At 50.3% G+C, this 16988-nt stretch carries 12 protein-coding genes; 3 read left to right on the forward strand and 9 right to left on the reverse strand.

Going from position 1 to position 16988, the window contains the following annotated elements; all coding sequences use genetic code 11:
* Nucleotides 1-141: 141 nt before the first annotated feature.
* The 4 genes from adiC to melR form a co-directional block, all read right to left on the reverse strand.
* On the reverse strand, nt 142-1479 hold the full coding sequence (gene adiC / locus WC1_RS21930; protein WP_003031853.1) for an arginine/agmatine antiporter: 1338 nt from the start codon (nt 1477-1479) through the stop codon (nt 142-144).
* A 127-nt stretch (nt 1480-1606) separates the two neighbouring features.
* On the reverse strand, nt 1607-2368 hold the full coding sequence (locus WC1_RS21925; protein ID WP_016149426.1) for an AraC family transcriptional regulator: 762 nt from the start codon (nt 2366-2368) through the stop codon (nt 1607-1609).
* A gap of 311 nt (nt 2369-2679) precedes the next feature.
* A complete protein-coding gene (gene adiA / locus WC1_RS21920; protein ID WP_008321469.1) occupies nt 2680-4947 on the reverse strand; it encodes an arginine decarboxylase in 2268 nt (755 codons plus the stop codon).
* A gap of 237 nt (nt 4948-5184) precedes the next feature.
* The gene (gene melR / locus WC1_RS21915; RefSeq protein ID WP_003841146.1) at nt 5185-6117 is read right to left on the reverse strand and encodes a transcriptional regulator MelR; all 933 of its coding nucleotides are present in this window, start codon (nt 6115-6117) and stop codon (nt 5185-5187) included.
* Nucleotides 6118-6386: 269 nt separating this feature from the next.
* On the opposite strand from melR, the gene melA reads away from it, so the two are divergent.
* From melA to WC1_RS21900, 3 genes are all read left to right on the forward strand, one after another.
* Nucleotides 6387-7742: an alpha-galactosidase gene (melA, locus tag WC1_RS21910; RefSeq protein WP_088902826.1), complete on the forward strand. Its 1356-nt coding sequence runs from the start codon at nt 6387-6389 to the stop codon at nt 7740-7742.
* Between the two features lie 92 nt (nt 7743-7834).
* Nucleotides 7835-9265, forward strand: coding sequence for a melibiose:sodium transporter MelB (melB, locus tag WC1_RS21905; RefSeq protein WP_016149428.1), 1431 nt, complete (start codon nt 7835-7837; stop codon nt 9263-9265).
* 2 nt (nt 9266-9267) lie between these two features.
* Nucleotides 9268-9522 carry a SemiSWEET transporter gene (locus WC1_RS21900; protein ID WP_003031867.1) on the forward strand — a complete coding sequence of 85 codons (255 nt, stop codon included), beginning with the start codon at nt 9268-9270 and terminating at the stop codon, nt 9520-9522.
* Between the two features lie 20 nt (nt 9523-9542).
* Here WC1_RS21900 and WC1_RS21895 read toward each other — a convergent pair whose 3' ends face one another.
* The 5 genes from WC1_RS21895 to WC1_RS21875 all read right to left on the reverse strand — a co-directional run bounded on the left by WC1_RS21895 (nt 9543) and on the right by WC1_RS21875 (nt 16461).
* On the reverse strand, nt 9543-10166 hold the full coding sequence (locus WC1_RS21895; protein WP_003031870.1) for a DUF2238 domain-containing protein: 624 nt from the start codon (nt 10164-10166) through the stop codon (nt 9543-9545).
* 147 nt (nt 10167-10313) lie between these two features.
* Nucleotides 10314-11960, reverse strand: a complete 1647-nt coding sequence (fumA, locus tag WC1_RS21890; RefSeq protein WP_016149430.1) for a class I fumarate hydratase FumA — start codon at nt 11958-11960, stop codon at nt 10314-10316.
* Nucleotides 11961-12056: 96 nt separating this feature from the next.
* Complete coding sequence (gene dcuB / locus WC1_RS21885) at nt 12057-13397, reverse strand: anaerobic C4-dicarboxylate transporter DcuB (protein WP_003031873.1); 1341 nt, start codon at nt 13395-13397, stop codon at nt 12057-12059.
* A gap of 716 nt (nt 13398-14113) precedes the next feature.
* Entirely contained in the window at nt 14114-14833 is a 720-nt protein-coding gene (dcuR, locus tag WC1_RS21880) for a two-component system response regulator DcuR (RefSeq protein WP_003031875.1), read from the reverse strand.
* On the reverse strand, nt 14830-16461 hold the full coding sequence (locus WC1_RS21875; protein ID WP_016149431.1) for a sensor histidine kinase: 1632 nt from the start codon (nt 16459-16461) through the stop codon (nt 14830-14832). The genes dcuR and WC1_RS21875 overlap by 4 nt, the downstream gene beginning before the upstream one ends.
* Between the last annotated feature and the right edge of the window lie 527 nt (nt 16462-16988).

The following is a 16988-nucleotide window of genomic DNA, read 5'->3' on the forward strand; positions in this document are numbered from 1 at the left end:
GGGTTCCATCGACTATGTGGCGCAAATCCTCTCAAAGTAAAATTAAGCCAACCTTAAGTTCTTAATGTTGATGTTTCGAAGAGCGGTGGGAGAACGTTGGCCCGATGAACTTACGCCATCGGGCCACGACGATTGTTGGTGTTAGTTATTGTTTACCGGGGCATCCAGTGGATACGGGTTTTTATGGATCCGGTTGTAGTTCAGTGCGTACAGCGCGGTGATGATCATCAACGTGACGAACGACCACATCACTTCTTTGGCTCCGGAACCGACAACCGCCCAGATGCAGTAGACAAAGGCGATAAAGGTCACCAGTAAGTACATCGGGCGTGCTTTACCAAAGTGACCATGGCCGAGCAGCAGCAGCGCGGCGCAGGTGTACAGATACGGCACCAGGGTGAAGATAACGGAGACCGAAGAGACCAGACCAAACTCTTTCGCTGCGTTCGGCGACATGCTGCTGAACTGGAAGATGGTCATCAGAATGCCGACGATAATTAACCCGGCCACTGGCGTACCGGCTTTGTTCACGCGGGCAAAAATCGGTGGGAACAGGCCGTCATCGGCTGCGGCTTTGGCGGTTTGCCCGGCAAGCAGCGTCCAGCCGCCCAGAGAACCAAGACACCCGGCCGCAGCACAGAAGGAGACAATTGCCCCTGCGGTGTCACCCAGCGCCATGCGTGCGGCATCACCGAACGGAGAGGCTGAAACACGTAGCGCCGCGTTAGGGATCATACCCATGATCGCGGTGGTGGAGAGCACGTAGCAAACAGCGGCAATCAGCACGCCGCCCATGGTGGCGATAGGTACGTTACGTTTGGGGTTTTTAACCACGCCAGCCGCGACGGAGGCGCTTTCTACCCCGATAAATGACCATAAGGTAACATTCAGAGTGCTTTGAATCGCGCCGAAGGTGTTCATGCCGCTGACGTTCCAGGCCGCCATATAGGTTTCACCGCGGAACCAGAACCAGCCGAAGACGGCAATCCCGACAATTGGTACCAGCGCCAGTACCGTTGCGACGGCCTGCACGCGGGTGATCATTTTCGGTCCGACAATGTTCAGTAATACGAAGATCCACAGCACTACGACACAGGTCAGCGTCAGGACCAGCGGATCTTTTAAGATGGGGAAGAAGTAGCTCAGGTAACCGACGCCAATGACCACCATGGCGATGTTACCAATCCAGCAGGCCAGCCAGTACAGCACGTTGGTCTGGTAGCCCAAAAAAGGACCGAAGCAGCGGCGGGCGTAAGCATAAGAACCACCGGGACTGGAGTCTAAGGACGACATTTTGGCGTACACCATCGACAGTGCCAGAGCACCGATAATCGTGACCAACCATCCGTAGATTGCAATCCCGCCAGTTGACGCAAGGTTTGCGGGTAGCAGGAATACACCGGAACCCATAATATTCCCCGACACCATAAGGGTGACGGGGATTAAGCCCACTTTGTGAGCATCAGCATCCGTCGACATATTTTCTAACTCCTGATAAGGATAAATGACGCCTTATCATACCTCGTCAAAAGTCTGTTTAATGATGACGGAGCTGGGGTATCGCTAATGCTGATATTATTATGGCTTATCGCTAACTGATTAAAAATCAGGCGGCGGATGGCTCCCTATGTTGACTAACATAATGCAGAGGTGTCATCCCATAGAACTCTTTGAATACGGAGATAAAGTATGAGGTACTGTTATATCCACACAGTTGAGAGACCTGGGAAATGTTTTTGCCGTCCATCAGTAATTGATTGACGGCATATCGCATGCGACAGGTGGTAATTATTTGGCTGTAACTTGTATTTTCACTTTTGAGCTTTTTCTTTAACAAACTGGGGCTCAGGCATAAGCAACTGGCAACCATGCTTAAATTCCAGTCTTTATGTATATCGCTCTCAATAATGTGATAAACGCTGTCGCTGATACAGTTGCGCAGCATATACATGAGCAAAGAGATAAACTTTTTGCTGTCGAGAAAGCGTGATAACACCGTGAACAGTAGCGAGCGCGTACGCTCTCTTTCAGCTTCGTTCACTGTGTCCATTACGCTATGTTGGGCAGCCACCCTGAAGACATCCGGCGTCAGACACGCTGAGATCATTACTGGGCTGGCACTGCGTTGCCAGAGTGGGATCTGTGAAAGGTCTTTATTTAAAAAGCGCAGATAGTCTTTAATGATATCGCGGCTAATATGTACAACCAATGCGTTATTAAGTGATGAAAAATCGATAATATTATTATCGCATGCCACCAGTGCCATATGATTAGCTTTTAAACTGATGGCGTCTTTACCGTTAATCCTTAACCAAACATCCTTCTCCGTTAATACAACAACACAAGCTTCTTTGCTGCAAAGCTTCATACCCAACTCCAGGAATATGAAAAAACACCGTAGCTCAACATCAGATGAGCCAAATCGGCTAAATTGAAATTGTATGATGAAACCAGGACCGCAATAAAATAACGTGTCTGAAATTAATTACAATGTTTGGTGGGATTTTTCTTATGTACACATTTTTTTACGCAAGTGGAAAGATGCTATTTGCGTATAAAAAAAGCGCGGGGTGGTCCCGCGCAAAAAGGTATGACAGTGTTATTGTTTTGCAGCAATACTCAGGAATTACTCAAGAATGACATGTCTACCTTAAACATCGGACTATCTAAAAAGAGACCTTATGCTTTCACGCACATAACGTGATAAACACCGTCAATAATTTCCGTTCCTTCGGTTTCATGTTCAAATCCAGGGAAGTGGTGGTCCCAGGACTGCAACGAACGCAGGTACCCAATTTGCGGGCTGTTGGCATCGCCAAAGTTTTCACCGGACAGCAGCATCGGAATTCCCGGTGGGTAAGGGATCACGGAGTTTGCCGCAATACGTCCCGCCAGATTTTCAATCGCCACCATCTCAACGTTGTCACTGACTATCGCGTTGTAAGCGTCACGCGGAGTAATATCCGCATCCGGCAGACCGGAGTAGGCTGCATTGAGACGGCTGCCTGGGTTGTTCTCTTTCAGCCAGGCGAACATGGTGTCGCCCAGATCGTGAATACCCATGTTGGCATAAGTGTCAGGATGTTCCTCAACCAGTTCTGGCATCACCTGTGCCAGCGGGGTATTGGCATCGTAGTGGTGTTTGAAAGAGCACAGCGTGTTGATCAGTGTGCCCCATTTCCCGCGGGTAATCCCCATGGAGAACAGGAACATAATCTGGAAATCGGTGGTTCGGGTCGGCACGATGCCGTGGCGGCCAAGCCAGGCGGTAACCAGTGCGGCCGGTACGCCGTTCTCTTCCAGTTCGCCATCGTCGCCCATCCCCGGTGCCAGAATGCTGACTTTGATCGGGTCCAGCATGCTCCAGTTATCCGGCAGGTCTTTAAAGCCGTGCCAGGATTCACCCGGACGCATCACCCAGCAGTTCTGATCGGTTGCCAGCAATGTGGCTGGCGCGTCGGCAAAGTCATAGGTTTTACCGGTCTGCGGATCGGTTACCACTTCTTTGTTCCACGGTTTGAAGAACCAGTCGCCTTCGGCGGTGAACTCTTTGTACAACCGTGCCATGGCCTGACGGAAATCGACTGCTTCGTCGATCACTTCCTGAGTGAGCGACAGGCCGCTGTTACCGTCCATCATGGAGACCGCCACGTCGTTTGAGGCGCAGATAGCATACAGCGGAGAGGTGGTGGCGTGCATCATGTACGCCTGGTTAAAGCGGGAGAAGTTCACGGCCCCACGCCCTTCACGAACGTGAATGTAAGATGCCTGAGAGAGCGCATTCAGCAGTTTGTGGGTCGAGTGGGTGGCAAAAACGGTAGGACCGTTATGATCGCCCGGCGCGCCACGCATGGCGTAGTGATCGGCATAAATTGGGTTGAAGCGAGCATAGCCGTACCAGGCTTCATCGAAGTGGATGCGATCGCTGGTTTGTGCGAGCAGATCCTGCGCCTCTTTGGCGTTGTAGCAAACACCGTCGTAGGTACAGTTGGTCACAACGCTGTAAGACGGTTTTTGCCCAGCTTTGCCTTTGGTCAGCGGGCTTTCGCTGATTTTTTTCTGTAAAGTTTCAGGCTGCATTTCTTGCGGGTAGATAGGCCCGATAATGCCGTACCGGTTGCGGCTTGGCACCATGTACACCGGTTTTGCCCCGGTGAGGATCAGCCCCTGTTCGATGGATTTATGGCAGTTACGATCCAGCACCACGACGTCGTTGTCGGTCATACAGGCCTGCATGATGGTGCGGTTAGAGCCGGAAGTCCCGACCACTACGGACCAGGAACGGTCGGCACCGAACACGCGGGCAGCATTTTTTTCACTTTCCCCAAATGCGCCTGTATGGTCGAGTAAAGAACCGAGATTGGTACGTTCAATCCCCATGTCGGTACGGAAGAGATTCTCACCGTAGTAGTCATGGTACAGTCGACCGGCAGGTGTTTTGGTGAAACCGACACCGCCCTGGTGACCCGGTGCAGCCCAGGAATACTCATGGACATTGCTGTATTTCATCAGGGCGTTGAACAGCGGTGGTAACAACTGCTGACGATAGCGAGTCATCGCTGCGATGGCACGGCCAGCGATAAAGTCAGCGCTGTCCTCCAGAATCCAGGCGAATTCATCGACAAGCTCCAGCAGGTCGCGATCCAGCGATGCGGTGGCTTTTTCGCGATCGCCCAGCAGGAATACGGGAACGTTTTGCTGGCGCTCGTGGAGCTTGCCGATCAATTGCCTGACGTTCAGATGTTCGTCTTGTTGTTCCATTTGATAGCTGAACATCAGGCAATCAATGGCTTCATTGGCGGCGAGGATTGCGTAGCCATCGTCGAATGAGGTGGACTTAATGACGGTAACATTTTGGCGGCTTAATGCGTCAGCCAGACGTTCGACAGCGCTACCGACCCAGGTGTCCTGATGCAGAAACTCACTTTCAACAATTAATACTTTCATCATCTTTTACCCGGTTGTGGAAAGGTTGCAATCTATGAATTGCAGACACACCGTATGAATGTGACGCAGGCAAGTATTATCCTGTCAAAACGGGCTGTAAAGCGGGTGAAAAATAGTCTGATTTATGTTTAATTTGTTTTTAAACATATGGTTACGTTTGCTTATTGGCGGTTTTTCACCACCGTTTATCGACAGGGGGATTATTTTTTTGGCTGATACTGATATGGCCGAATGATATCAACCAGCCATTGTTTGCCGATGCTGCTGGCTTAGTTTGCGGTACTGCTGCGGCGACATGCCGACAAACTTGCTGAAGGTGTCATAAAAACGGCTGCTGGAACGGAATCCGGCGGTCAACGCAACGTCGAGAATGGTTTTATCGGTATCGCTTAGCAATGCGCGGACGTGATTGATCCGCATTGCCGTGATGTACTGCTTCAGGGTGAGTTGCATTACGCGTTGGAAAATCCCCATCGCGTAGTTGGCGTTGAGCTTCACGTGTTCCGCGACGTCGTTGATGGTGAGCGCCTGATCGTAGTTATCGGCAATAAAGCTCAGCATTTGGCTGACGTAAAACTGGGCGTGCCGCGACACGCTGTTTTTGTGGGTCCGCGAGGTTTTATTGACGAGTATAGGCTGCCAGCCGGAAAGGCTAAACCGCTTGAGCATCAGACCAATTTCATCAATGGCGAGCTGGCGAATTTGTTCGTTCGGGTTGTTCAGTTCCTGTTGCCAGCGCTGAACTTCAAAGGTGCTCAACTGCTGCGACGCCAGCGATTTGATGACCATTCCATGGGTAACATGGTTGATCAACTCGCGATCCAGCGGCCAGGAGAGGAAAAGGTGCATCGGTAAATTGAAGATAGCCATACTTTGGCAACTGCCCGGACGCGTGAGTTGATGCGGTGTGCAGGCCCAGAATAGCGTGATGTGTCCCTGTTTTATCTGTACGACTTCGTTGTTGATCAGGTACTCGACGTCACCATCAAACGGCACATTGATCTCCACCTGCCCATGCCAGTGGCTGGCTGGCATAGCATGCGGTGAGCGCAACTCGATATCCATCCGTTGATATTCTGAGTACAGCGATAGTGGGCTGCGGGTTTGTTCTTCATCGCTACTGCACATGTGCGGATCGGGAGGAAGAGGCGATGTCGGTAATGTACTCATGGTTGCTCCATTTCCTGAATTATCAGAATCATGTCATTTAACACGTATTAAGGCTGAGAATCAGGACACAAATTGGACCGTTACCATTGAGCATAGCGACATTTTGCGGCCACATACTCTGCTTTTTGGGTAATTTTGTCCCATAAACTCAGATCCAATAGGGTGCAGAGTGATGATCTGAGTTTATGGGAATGCTCAGCAGAGAAGTCGGAAGTTTTCAGCTATACGCTGTGCCACCATGACTGTGTTTACTAATGTTCTGGAGAGTCATGATGTCTGCACCCAAAATTACCTTTATCGGCGCCGGTTCCACGATTTTCGTCAAAAATATTCTTGGGGACGTCTTTCACCGCGATGCGCTTAAATCTGCGCATATCGCCTTGATGGATCTCGATCCTACGCGTCTGGAAGAGTCACACGTTGTTGTGCGCAAGTTGATGGATTCTGCGGGCGCGTCTGGACGAATCACCTGCTATACCGATCAAAAAGCAGCATTACAGGATGCTGATTTTGTGGTGGTCGCTTTCCAGATCGGCGGCTATGAACCCTGTACCGTCACCGATTTTACGGTGTGTAAACGCCATGGTCTGGAGCAGACGATTGCCGACACGCTGGGGCCGGGCGGCATTATGCGCGCGCTGCGCACCATTCCGCATTTATGGCAGATTTGTGAGGATATGACCGAAGTCTGTCCGCAGGCCACAATGCTTAACTACGTTAACCCGATGGCGATGAACACCTGGGCAATGTATGCGCGCTATCCGCATATTAAGCAGGTTGGGCTGTGTCATTCGGTGCAGGGGACGGCGGAGGAGTTGGCCCGCGATCTGAACATTGACCCTGCCTCTTTGCGCTATCGCAGTGCCGGGATCAACCATATGGCGTTTTATCTGGAGCTGGAGCGCAAAACGGCGGACGGCGCCTATGTGAATCTCTACCCGGAGCTGCTGGCGGCCTATGAATCCGGTCAGGCGCCGAAACCGAATATTCACGGAAATACCCGTTGCCAGAACATTGTGCGCTATGAAATGTTCAAAAAACTGGGGTACTTCGTCACCGAATCGTCGGAGCACTTCGCCGAATATACGCCGTGGTTTATCAAACCGGGGCGTGAAGATCTGATTGAACGCTATAAGGTGCCATTGGATGAATATCCGAAACGTTGTGTGGAACAGTTGGCGAACTGGAAAAAAGAGCTGGAAGAGTACAAAACGGCTGAGCGGATCGACATTAAACCGTCGCGCGAATATGCCAGCACTATCATGAACGCTATCTGGACCGGTGAACCGAGCGTCGTGTATGGCAATGTTCGCAATGACAGTCTGATCGATAACCTGCCGCAAGGTTGCTGTGTTGAAGTCGCTTGTCTGGTTGATGCGAATGGTATTCAGCCAACGAAAGTCGGTGCTCTCCCGTCACATTTGGCGGCGATGATGCAAACCAATATCAATGTTCAGACTCTGCTAACGGAAGCCATCCTGACGGAGAACCGCGATCGTGTTTATCACGCGGCGATGATGGATCCGCATACCGCCGCGGTACTGGGGATTGAAGAGATTTATGCGCTGGTGGACGACCTGATCGCGTCTCACGGCGACTGGCTGCCGGCCTGGCTGCACCGTTAATACACAATCACGCCGGGCAGAGCATCCGGCGTTTAACCTCTGACGTTTCCTCTTACAGAAGGCGGGCGCTGGTAACAGCGACCCGATACCCTATGAGCATCTCTCTGACAACAAAACTCAGTTACGGATTTGGAGCGTTCGGTAAGGATTTCGCTATCGGTATCGTGTACATGTACCTGATGTATTACTACACCGACGTGGTGGGATTATCGGTGGGCGTCGTCGGAACCTTGTTCCTGGTGGCAAAAATATGGAACGCGTTTAACGATCCGGTGATGGGGTGGATAGTGAATGCCACCCGGTCGCGTTGGGGAAAATTTAAACCCTGGATCTTACTCGGTACGCTGGCGAACTCGTTGGTGCTGTTTTTGCTCTTTAGCGCACATCTGTTTGAGGGGACGGCGCAAATCGTTTTTGTTTGTGTGACGTACATATTGTGGGGGATGACCTACACCATTATGGATATTCCATTCTGGTCGCTGGTCCCCACGATTACGCTGGATAAACGCGAACGTGAACAACTGGTGCCGTTCCCTCGTTTTTTTGCCAGCCTTGCAGGGTTTGTCACCGCGGGCGTGACGCTACCCTTTGTAAACTATGTTGGCGGCGCGGATCGCGGGTTCGGTTTTCAGATGTTTACGCTGGTGCTGATCGCATTTTTTATTGTTTCTACCCTCGTAACCTTGCGCAATGTGCATGAAGTGTATTCCTCTGACAGCAAAGCTACCGCAGACAGCACCCGGCTGACGCTGAAATCAATCCTTGCGCTTATCTACAAAAACGATCAGCTTTCCTGCCTGCTGGGGATGGCGCTGGCTTACAACGTGGCGTCCAATATCATTACAGGTTTTGCGATTTACTACTTCACCTACGTGGTGGGTGATGCTGACCTTTTCCCATACTACCTCTCCTATGCCGGAGCAGCGAACTTGCTGACATTGATTCTCTTTCCCCGTCTGTCAAAGGCGCTTTCTCGCCGGGTACTGTGGGCTGGCGCTTCGGTTATGCCAGTTCTCAGCGCAGGCGTATTGCTGATTATGGCTCTGGGGGCATTCCACAATACTTTCCTGATTGTTACCGCAGGGATCCTTCTGAACATTGGTACGGCGCTGTTCTGGGTACTGCAGGTGATTATGGTGGCGGACACCGTAGATTACGGTGAATACAAGTTTAACGTCCGCTGCGAGAGTATTGCCTATGCCGTGCAGACAATGGTGGTCAAAGGTGGCTCGGCGTTTTCCGCTTTCTTTATTGCGGTGGTGCTGGGATTGATTGGTTATGTTCCGAATGCGACGCAATCTGCTGAGACCATCCTCGGCATGCAGTTCATCATGATCGCGCTGCCCACGCTTTTTTTCGTTGTGACACTGGTGCTCTATTTCCGTTACTACCGGTTGAATGGCGATATGCTGCGTAAGATTCAGATCCACCTGCTGGATAAGTACCGAAAAGTGCCGTCGCCCGTCAAACAGTCGAATACTCCGGAGATTCCGGTGGTAGTGGCCAGCGATGTGAAGGCCTAGCTATGGAGTGGCATTCCTGGATTGGCTATCTGGCGGCAACGCTGACGACGCTCTCTTTTTTGCCGCAGGCGATTAAGGTTATTACCACCCGCAACACCCAGGGTATCTCCGGTTTAATGTATGTGATGTTTGTGTGCGGGCTGGTGTTGTGGCTGGCTTATGGGTTATTGATTGAAGATACCGCTGTCAGCATGGCGAACTTTCTGACACTGTTGTTCGCCTTGCCGATTCTGGTTATCAAGTATCGCAGTAGGTAGCGCAGATTGCCGGAGAAGCGTTAGCGCTCTCCGGCCGTTTTCAACTGCCGATTGTGCCAGCCCGCCAACGCGAGGATCGTTGTTAACGCACCGAGCAGGGCGCAGAACATGTCCGACTGGGTATCCCACGGGTCACCCTGCGTGCCAAGGAAGTCTTCCGCACCTTGTCCCATTGCCAGCGCTGCCCACCACTCGATCAGTTCATACATTGCGCTAATCGCCAGTGCTACGCAGCAGACTAAAAATGCCAGCATCTTACGACCACGGACAATATTGCCGCGCACTAAAATCTCTCTTGCCGTCAGGGCTGGTACCAGCCCCTGGAAGAAGTGACCCAACTTGTCATAGGGGTTACGACTGAGATCCAGCCATTCCTGAACCTGAAAACCGACGGGAACTTTGGCGTAGGTATACATCCCGCCTACCATCAGAATGATGGCGTGCAAGAAAATCAACGTATAAAGCAGCGGCGTCAATGGGTACTGCTTCATGGTAGCCAGCAACAGCGGGACGACAATAATGACCGGCGTGACTTCCATCAGCCAGGTGATTTTCTCCGAGGCAGAGATACCGGTGTAGATAAGGATCAGCGCCAGGAACACTGCGCCAGTGTGCAAGATTGTGGGGTTCAGAGTGCGGAGCATTGTGAATTCACACGTAATGGAAAAGGTCACTATTCCCTGTGAACGGCAAAAATTCAATACCAGTAAATGGGGGGATAAAGTTGGCCCGGGGGGATCGCTGGACTGACGCCAAAAATTTAGTGCCAGTCCAGTGCCGGGCCGAATGGGTTACTTCGCGCAGTTAGCGCATTGTTTGCTGACGATTTGCTGGAAGAAATCGTTGCCTTTGTCATCGACCAGGATGAAAGCAGGGAAATCTTCTACTTCGATTTTCCAGATAGCTTCCATTCCCAGCTCCGGGTATTCCACGCATTCCAGATGCTTAATGCTCTGCTGCGCCAGTACCGCTGCCGGACCACCGATGCTGCCTAAGTAGAAGCCGCCGTGTTTGTGGCAGGCGTCAGTCACCTGCTGGCTACGGTTACCTTTCGCCAACATGATCATGCTGCCGCCGTGAGACTGCAACAGGTCAACGTAGGAGTCCATACGACCCGCGGTGGTTGGGCCTAAAGAACCGGACGGATAGCCTGCAGGCGTTTTGGCCGGACCCGCGTAGTAGATCGGATGATCTTTCACGTACTGCGGTAAACCTTCGCCGGACTCAATACGTTCTTTTAACTTCGCGTGGGCAATGTCACGACCGACAATGATAGTACCGCTCAGTGACAGACGAGTAGAAACCGGGTACTGAGAGAGCTGAGCGAGGATCTCTTTCATCGGGCGGTTAAGGTCAACTTTAACCACTTCACCTTCACCCGCCTGGCGCAGAGATTCCGGAATGTACTGACCTGGGTTATGTTCCAGTTTTTCAATCCAGATCCCTTCGCGGTTAATCTTGGCTTTAATATTACGGTCTGCGGAGCAAGAAACGCCCATACCAACCGGGCAGGATGCGCCGTGGCGAGGCAGGCGGATCACGCGGATATCATGTGCGAAGTATTTCCCGCCAAACTGAGCGCCAAGGCCGAGTTTCTGTGCCTCGATCAGCAGTTCCTGTTCCAGTTGGAGATCGCGGAACGCCTGGCCGTGAGCATTACCTTCAGTCGGCAGCGCGTCATAGTAGTGTGTGCTGGCCAATTTCACCGTTTTAAGGGTACTTTCCGCTGACGTCCCGCCAATGACGAATGCGATGTGGTACGGCGGGCAAGCTGCAGTACCCAGCGTGCGCATTTTCTCAACCAGGAAGTTTTTCAGTTTGCCGGGAGTCAGCAGCGCTTTGGTTTCCTGATACAGATAGGTTTTGTTGGCTGAGCCGCCGCCTTTGGCCACGCACAGGAATTTGTATTCGTCACCGTCCACGCTGTACAGATCGATTTGTGCGGGCAGGTTGGTGCCAGTATTCACTTCTTTGTACATATCCAGCGCCGCGTTTTGCGAGTAGCGCAGGTTATCTTCAATATAGGTATTAAATACGCCTTTGGAGAGGGCCGTTTCATCGCCGCCGCCGGTCCAAACGCGCTGACCTTTTTTACCCATGATAATTGCCGTACCGGTGTCCTGGCAGGTTGGCAACACGCCTTTGGCGGCGATTTCGGAGTTTCTCAGGAACTGCAGCGCTACGTACTTATCGTTCTCGCTGGCTTCGGGATCATGGAGAATTGAGGCGACTTGCTGCTGGTGTTCTGGGCGGAGCATGAAGGAGGCATCGTGGAAGGCTTGTTGGGCCAGTAGCGTAAGTGCTTCAGGAGCTACTTTCAGGATTGTTTCGCCTTCAAACTCGCCGACACTGACGTGATCGGATGTCAGCAGGTAGTACTCAGTTTTGTCTTCCCCCAGTGGGAAAGCCGCCTGGTAAGTGAATTCAACTTTTGACATTTGCTTCCAGCCTTTTCATTTTTCTCAGGAATTTTAAAATTCTCTGTGTCTTAATGGTGGCGTGCCGTACCAACGCGGACGGCACGCGAACTGTGATTACAGGAAACCGTACATTGCGGCGAAGATCCAACCAAAGACACAGGATACGCTTACGCCGATCAAACCAGGCAGAATGAAGCTGTGGTTGATAACGAAGCGGCCGATGTGGGTGGTGCCAGAGCGGTCAAACTGAATAGCCGCCAGGTCGCTCGGGTAGGTCGGCAGAATGTAGTAACCGTAACATGCCGGAGCGGAAGCCACGATGTACGCTGGATCAACCCCGATTGCCAGTGCGACCGGAACAATCGCTGCCAGCGCTGCTGCCTGGGAGTTTACAAATTTGGATACCAGCAGCAGAACAATTGCATAGGCCCACGGATACTCTTTCACCATATTGCCCAGCACACCTTCGATTTCTGTCATGTGCGCGCCGAACATTGTTTCGGCCATCCAGGCAATACCGTACACCGCCACAATCGCGATCATACCGGAACGGAAGACTTCGTTTTTAGATATTGAAGCGGGATTGGTCTTCGTCAGGATAATAATCAGCGCACCGGTCAGCAGCATGAACATCTGGATAACCAGCACCATTGACAGTGGTTTGCCGCTAAAGGTAGGGCGCAGCTCAGAGAACGCGCCGAGTACGGCAACAACGGCGATAGCGGCAAGGAAGATCCACATGGCCAGCCAGTTGCTTTTCGGCAGCTTTTTGTCTAACAGCGTGGCGGTATCGCCATACACATAGTTGTGGTTTTCAGGTACAGAAATGAACTTCTGGAACTCTTCATCTTTATCCAGATCTTTACCACGGAACCAACTGAAGATACCGATCGCCAGGATACCCAACAGGGTAGACGGGATGGTGATGCTGAGCAGGTCGAGGAATTCGAGATGCTTGCCTTCAAACGTTACGTTACCCAGCATTGCCACCAGTGACACAACGGCTACAGAAACCGGGCTGGCGATAATACCCATCTGCGCACCGATGGAACTCGCCGCCATCGGACGTTCCGGGCGAATATTGTTCTTAATGGCAACGTCATAAATGATTGGCAGGATGGTGTATACCACGTGCCCTGTACCGCAGAGAATCGTCAGGGTGCAGGTAACGAAAGGTGCGACGATGGAAACATATTTTGGGTTACGGCGCAGCAGCTTTTCAGCGATTTGCAGCATAACGTCAAGACCGCCGGAGGCTTGTAAGGTTGCCGATGCGGCCACCACGGCAATAATAACCAGCATGACATCTACAGGTGGTTTACCCGGCTGGAGATGGAAAACGAAAACCAGAATGACCAGGCCGATACCGCCTAATAAACCCAGCGCGATACCGCCCTTTCTGGCACCATAAAACAAACATATTAATATTATGAGAAGTTGTATACTAAATAACATTTTATTTACCCTCGCGAAAAACCCAGTCAATTTTTTGAAAAATGGATCTGTGCCACATTCTTTTTTGCCAGAATAAGCATCAAAAAATGGTCAGTATTCGATATGTCCGTATTTGCGATTAATGTTCAAATGTCTTGCTAGAATTTTTTTTTAAAGTTATGGCGATATTTGGTTTTTTCTGTGGCTTTGATCAGAGGAGAGAATCCTCAGGCGATGGGAAGCAGAGCTGAACATGGAGAGCCGCGGTTGACGCTGTAATTTATCTATTTTGCGTTTTCCGCTATTACATGAACCACCGACAGAATGAGTGAGTGGGTTATTTATGTGATCACGGTCACGCCATTTCATGATGTGATGAAGTCGGCGTGCGGATACTTTTATTTGCTCACAAAAATGTACGGTGTCCATAGTACGTAGCATGGTCTCCATTGCTACCAGTCTAGATTTTATATGTCTGGTTAATTTCAGACTAATCCTTTATGGGTAAAAATACACACTCTGCGAGTTAGATAATACTTAATTAACTTTTGTTAGCGATTTTGAAATTAAAAACAGTGTGATGTTTGTCAATATTAAAATAATACATTTAACATGCCGGATACAAATATATTTGATCTAACGCAAATTTATAATTTTGCAGTGTCAGCTGGTGAAATAGGGATTTTTCATTATTTTAATAATTGTTACTTTCAAATAACAAATAATCCCAAGTGTATTTATTGGCAATATTGTTTAAGCAATGAGTAGTGTTCAGCCTGCACGCGATAACGATAAACAGGTCTGCCGGTCACGCCATAATGGATGCTGGTAAATAAGATGTGACAATTGACGAGCCAGATAAGGTATTTACGGCAAGAGACGCGCGAGATATTGACCTCGTTAGCCAGCTCATCCGTGGAGAACTCCTGATCCTGGTGCTCATCAATCCACTGGCACAACGTGCGCAACGTTTGTGGCGTTAATCCTTTGGGTAAGCGCCGCGTTTCTTGTTCATTGGAGGAGCTGCCGTGAATCAACTGGTCAAGCTCAGACTGTTCATAGTACTGATGCTTTTCCATCTCAGTTTTTTTCTGTAGCCAGCCGGTGAGCGCCTCTTCAAACCGGGACGCCTGGAAAGGTTTGATCAAGTAGTCAACGACGCCGTAGTGAAGTGAATCTTTAATGGTGGTGGCATCGGCTGCAGAAGAGATGACGATGACATCGCACTTGCAACCTTCACTGTGCAGAACCGGTAGCAGGTCCAGGCCGTTTTCTTTTTGCATATAAATATCTAGCAAAATCAGATCGATATGATGACCGCTATGAAAGATTATCTCTTTTGCTTTCTCCAGCGTGGAGGCTGTGCCGCAGCAGTGAAAACCGGAGAGTTGCGCGACATAACGACGGTTTAATTCCGCTACCATTGCATCGTCATCGACAATTAAGACATTGATCATCTGCTGGCCCTCTCACCATTCCACGGTAACTGTACAAAAAATTGGGTGAAGATCCCAGGTTCAGACTCGACGGATATATTGCCGCCAACGTTTTCAACCTGTTGTTTAACAAGCGCTAAACCTACGCCCCGTTCGGTTCCTTTTGACGAAACGCCCTTCTCAAAGATGTGCTCAATGTTTTCGGGGGCGATCCCCGGACCATCGTCATTCACTTCGCAATGCAACCAGCCGTGTCGATAATGCAAGGATACGCTGATCTCACCACCAGGTTCTTGACCTAGCGCTTCCAGGGCGTTTTCAATCAGATTCCCCAGAACGGTAATCAGCACCGCCACCTGATCTTCGTTGTTATTCTCCGGTAGCTGGCTTTCATTGCTGATGACCAGGCTATGGCCTAAATCAGATGTGCGATTAATCTTACTGAGTAAAAATCCTGCGATCACCGGAGATTTTATTTTTCCTAACAGTGAGCCAATTTCTTCCTGATAATTGTTCGCGGTCTTGAGGATGTAATTTTCAAGCTGCTTATAACTTTTCAGATGCAATAATCCCAGAATCACGTGCAATTTATTCATGAATTCGTGGGATCGTTCACGAAGTGCATCGGCATAGTTGACCATACCGTCCAGGCGTTGCATTAACTTTCGGACTTCAGTCTTATCTCTGAAGGTTGAAATGGCGCCGATGATTTTACCGTTGCTGAGTACCGGGACCGTGTTAATTAAGAGTAGCCGATCCTTCACCATGATCTCTTCATCGCGGCGCGGCGTTCCGTCATGTAGTACCTGTGAAAAATCGACCACTTGTGACCACGCATGGCTGAGCGTGGAGAGCTGGGCATCATCTTGTGATTTGTGATAATCCAGCAGCTCCTGCGCAGCTTGGTTAATCAACGTCACTTCACCGCACTCGTCAACGGCAATGACTCCTTCCTTTATAGAGTGCAGCATCGCCTGGCGTTGTTCGAACAGATTGGAGATTTCATAAGGTTCCAGACCAAACAGAATGCGCTTGAGGACCTTAACGAATATCCATGTACCGAGCAGCCCAACCAGCACGCCAAATAAGATTGACCAGATGATGCTGCCGCGGCTGTTATTGATCTGTTCAGCAACTCTGCTTAGCTCAAGACCGATCGCCACCACGCCAATTTGCTGGTGATGTTCGTCGTATATAGGGGTGAATACCCGCAGGGCTTTAGCCAGAAACCCGCGATTAATGGCGACATTCTCTTTACCTTGCAGGGCCAGCAAAATGTCATCGCCTTTAAATGGCTGGCCGATTCGCTGTGCTTCGGGATGGGAGTAACGAATGCTGTGCATATCGGTGACGACGATGAACAAAAAATCGTTGCTCTTATTCACCGCCTGGGCAATCGCCTGAATACCGCTTTCCTCGGGCTTTTTCATTAGTCCCTGGCGGATCTCCGGAGAGTTGGCCAACGTTCGCGCGACGGCAAGCGCTTTACTCGCTAACGCATCGCGCGTCATGTTGCTAATTTGCGAGAAATAAATCAGATGAACGACAAGCAGCACGGAGAAGAGAACTGCACTAACCATGAGGATCACGGTGGTGCCAAGCTTCATCGGGCGTTTGCGTATAGCAGTACGTTGCAGTGAGTGTCTCATCACGGTCCTGGAATCACGGTTTGTGCGGGTATTATCGCCTGATGGGGGGCGTAATTCAAAGGTGGTAGGGATTATGGAGCTTAAGTTGTCAGCTTTTCTTCTTTATATAGCGTAGAGTGAATTTCTTTCTATATAGAGGTTTTCATACCGATTCTCTCCCTTTTCAGGGACGCTGACAGATAATTTGCTTACGATTGTGGATAACTCTGTGCGTAAATTGGTATAAGGCGGGGTTTTGCTGTGGAATGCAGCAGTCAGTCATTTTTCTGCAATTTAAGGGTTGCGGGCCACAGGAAACTCCCTATAATGCGCCTCCATCGACACGGCGGATGTGAATCACTTCACACAAACAGCCGGTTCGGTTGAAGAGAAAAACCTGAAAATGAGGGTTGACTCTGAAAGAGGAAAGCGTAATATACGCCACCTCGCGACAGAGCGCTAAAGCGCGTCGCAACTGCTCTTTAACAATTTATCAGACAATCTGTGTGGGCACTCGAAGATACGGATTCTTAACGTCGCAAGACGAA

Source organism: Citrobacter sp. KTE30 (genome assembly GCF_000398825.1).
Taxonomy (GTDB): domain Bacteria; phylum Pseudomonadota; class Gammaproteobacteria; order Enterobacterales; family Enterobacteriaceae; genus Citrobacter; species Citrobacter freundii.

Coding starts and splice junctions, on each gene's coding strand:
- dcuR (WP_003031875.1), bottom strand. CDS start 14,833: ATGATCAATGTCTTAATTGTCGATGACGATGCAATGGTAGCGGAATTA.
- adiC (WP_003031853.1), bottom strand. CDS start 1,479: ATGTCGACGGATGCTGATGCTCACAAAGTGGGCTTAATCCCCGTCACC.
- WC1_RS21925 (WP_016149426.1), bottom strand. CDS start 2,368: ATGAAGCTTTGCAGCAAAGAAGCTTGTGTTGTTGTATTAACGGAGAAG.
- dcuB (WP_003031873.1), bottom strand. CDS start 13,397: ATGTTATTTAGTATACAACTTCTCATAATATTAATATGTTTGTTTTAT.
- WC1_RS21900 (WP_003031867.1), top strand. CDS start 9,268: ATGGAGTGGCATTCCTGGATTGGCTATCTGGCGGCAACGCTGACGACG.
- fumA (WP_016149430.1), bottom strand. CDS start 11,960: ATGTCAAAAGTTGAATTCACTTACCAGGCGGCTTTCCCACTGGGGGAA.
- WC1_RS21875 (WP_016149431.1), bottom strand. CDS start 16,461: ATGAGACACTCACTGCAACGTACTGCTATACGCAAACGCCCGATGAAG.
- melR (WP_003841146.1), bottom strand. CDS start 6,117: ATGAGTACATTACCGACATCGCCTCTTCCTCCCGATCCGCACATGTGC.
- melA (WP_088902826.1), top strand. CDS start 6,387: ATGATGTCTGCACCCAAAATTACCTTTATCGGCGCCGGTTCCACGATT.
- melB (WP_016149428.1), top strand. CDS start 7,835: ATGAGCATCTCTCTGACAACAAAACTCAGTTACGGATTTGGAGCGTTC.
- adiA (WP_008321469.1), bottom strand. CDS start 4,947: ATGAAAGTATTAATTGTTGAAAGTGAGTTTCTGCATCAGGACACCTGG.
- WC1_RS21895 (WP_003031870.1), bottom strand. CDS start 10,166: ATGCTCCGCACTCTGAACCCCACAATCTTGCACACTGGCGCAGTGTTC.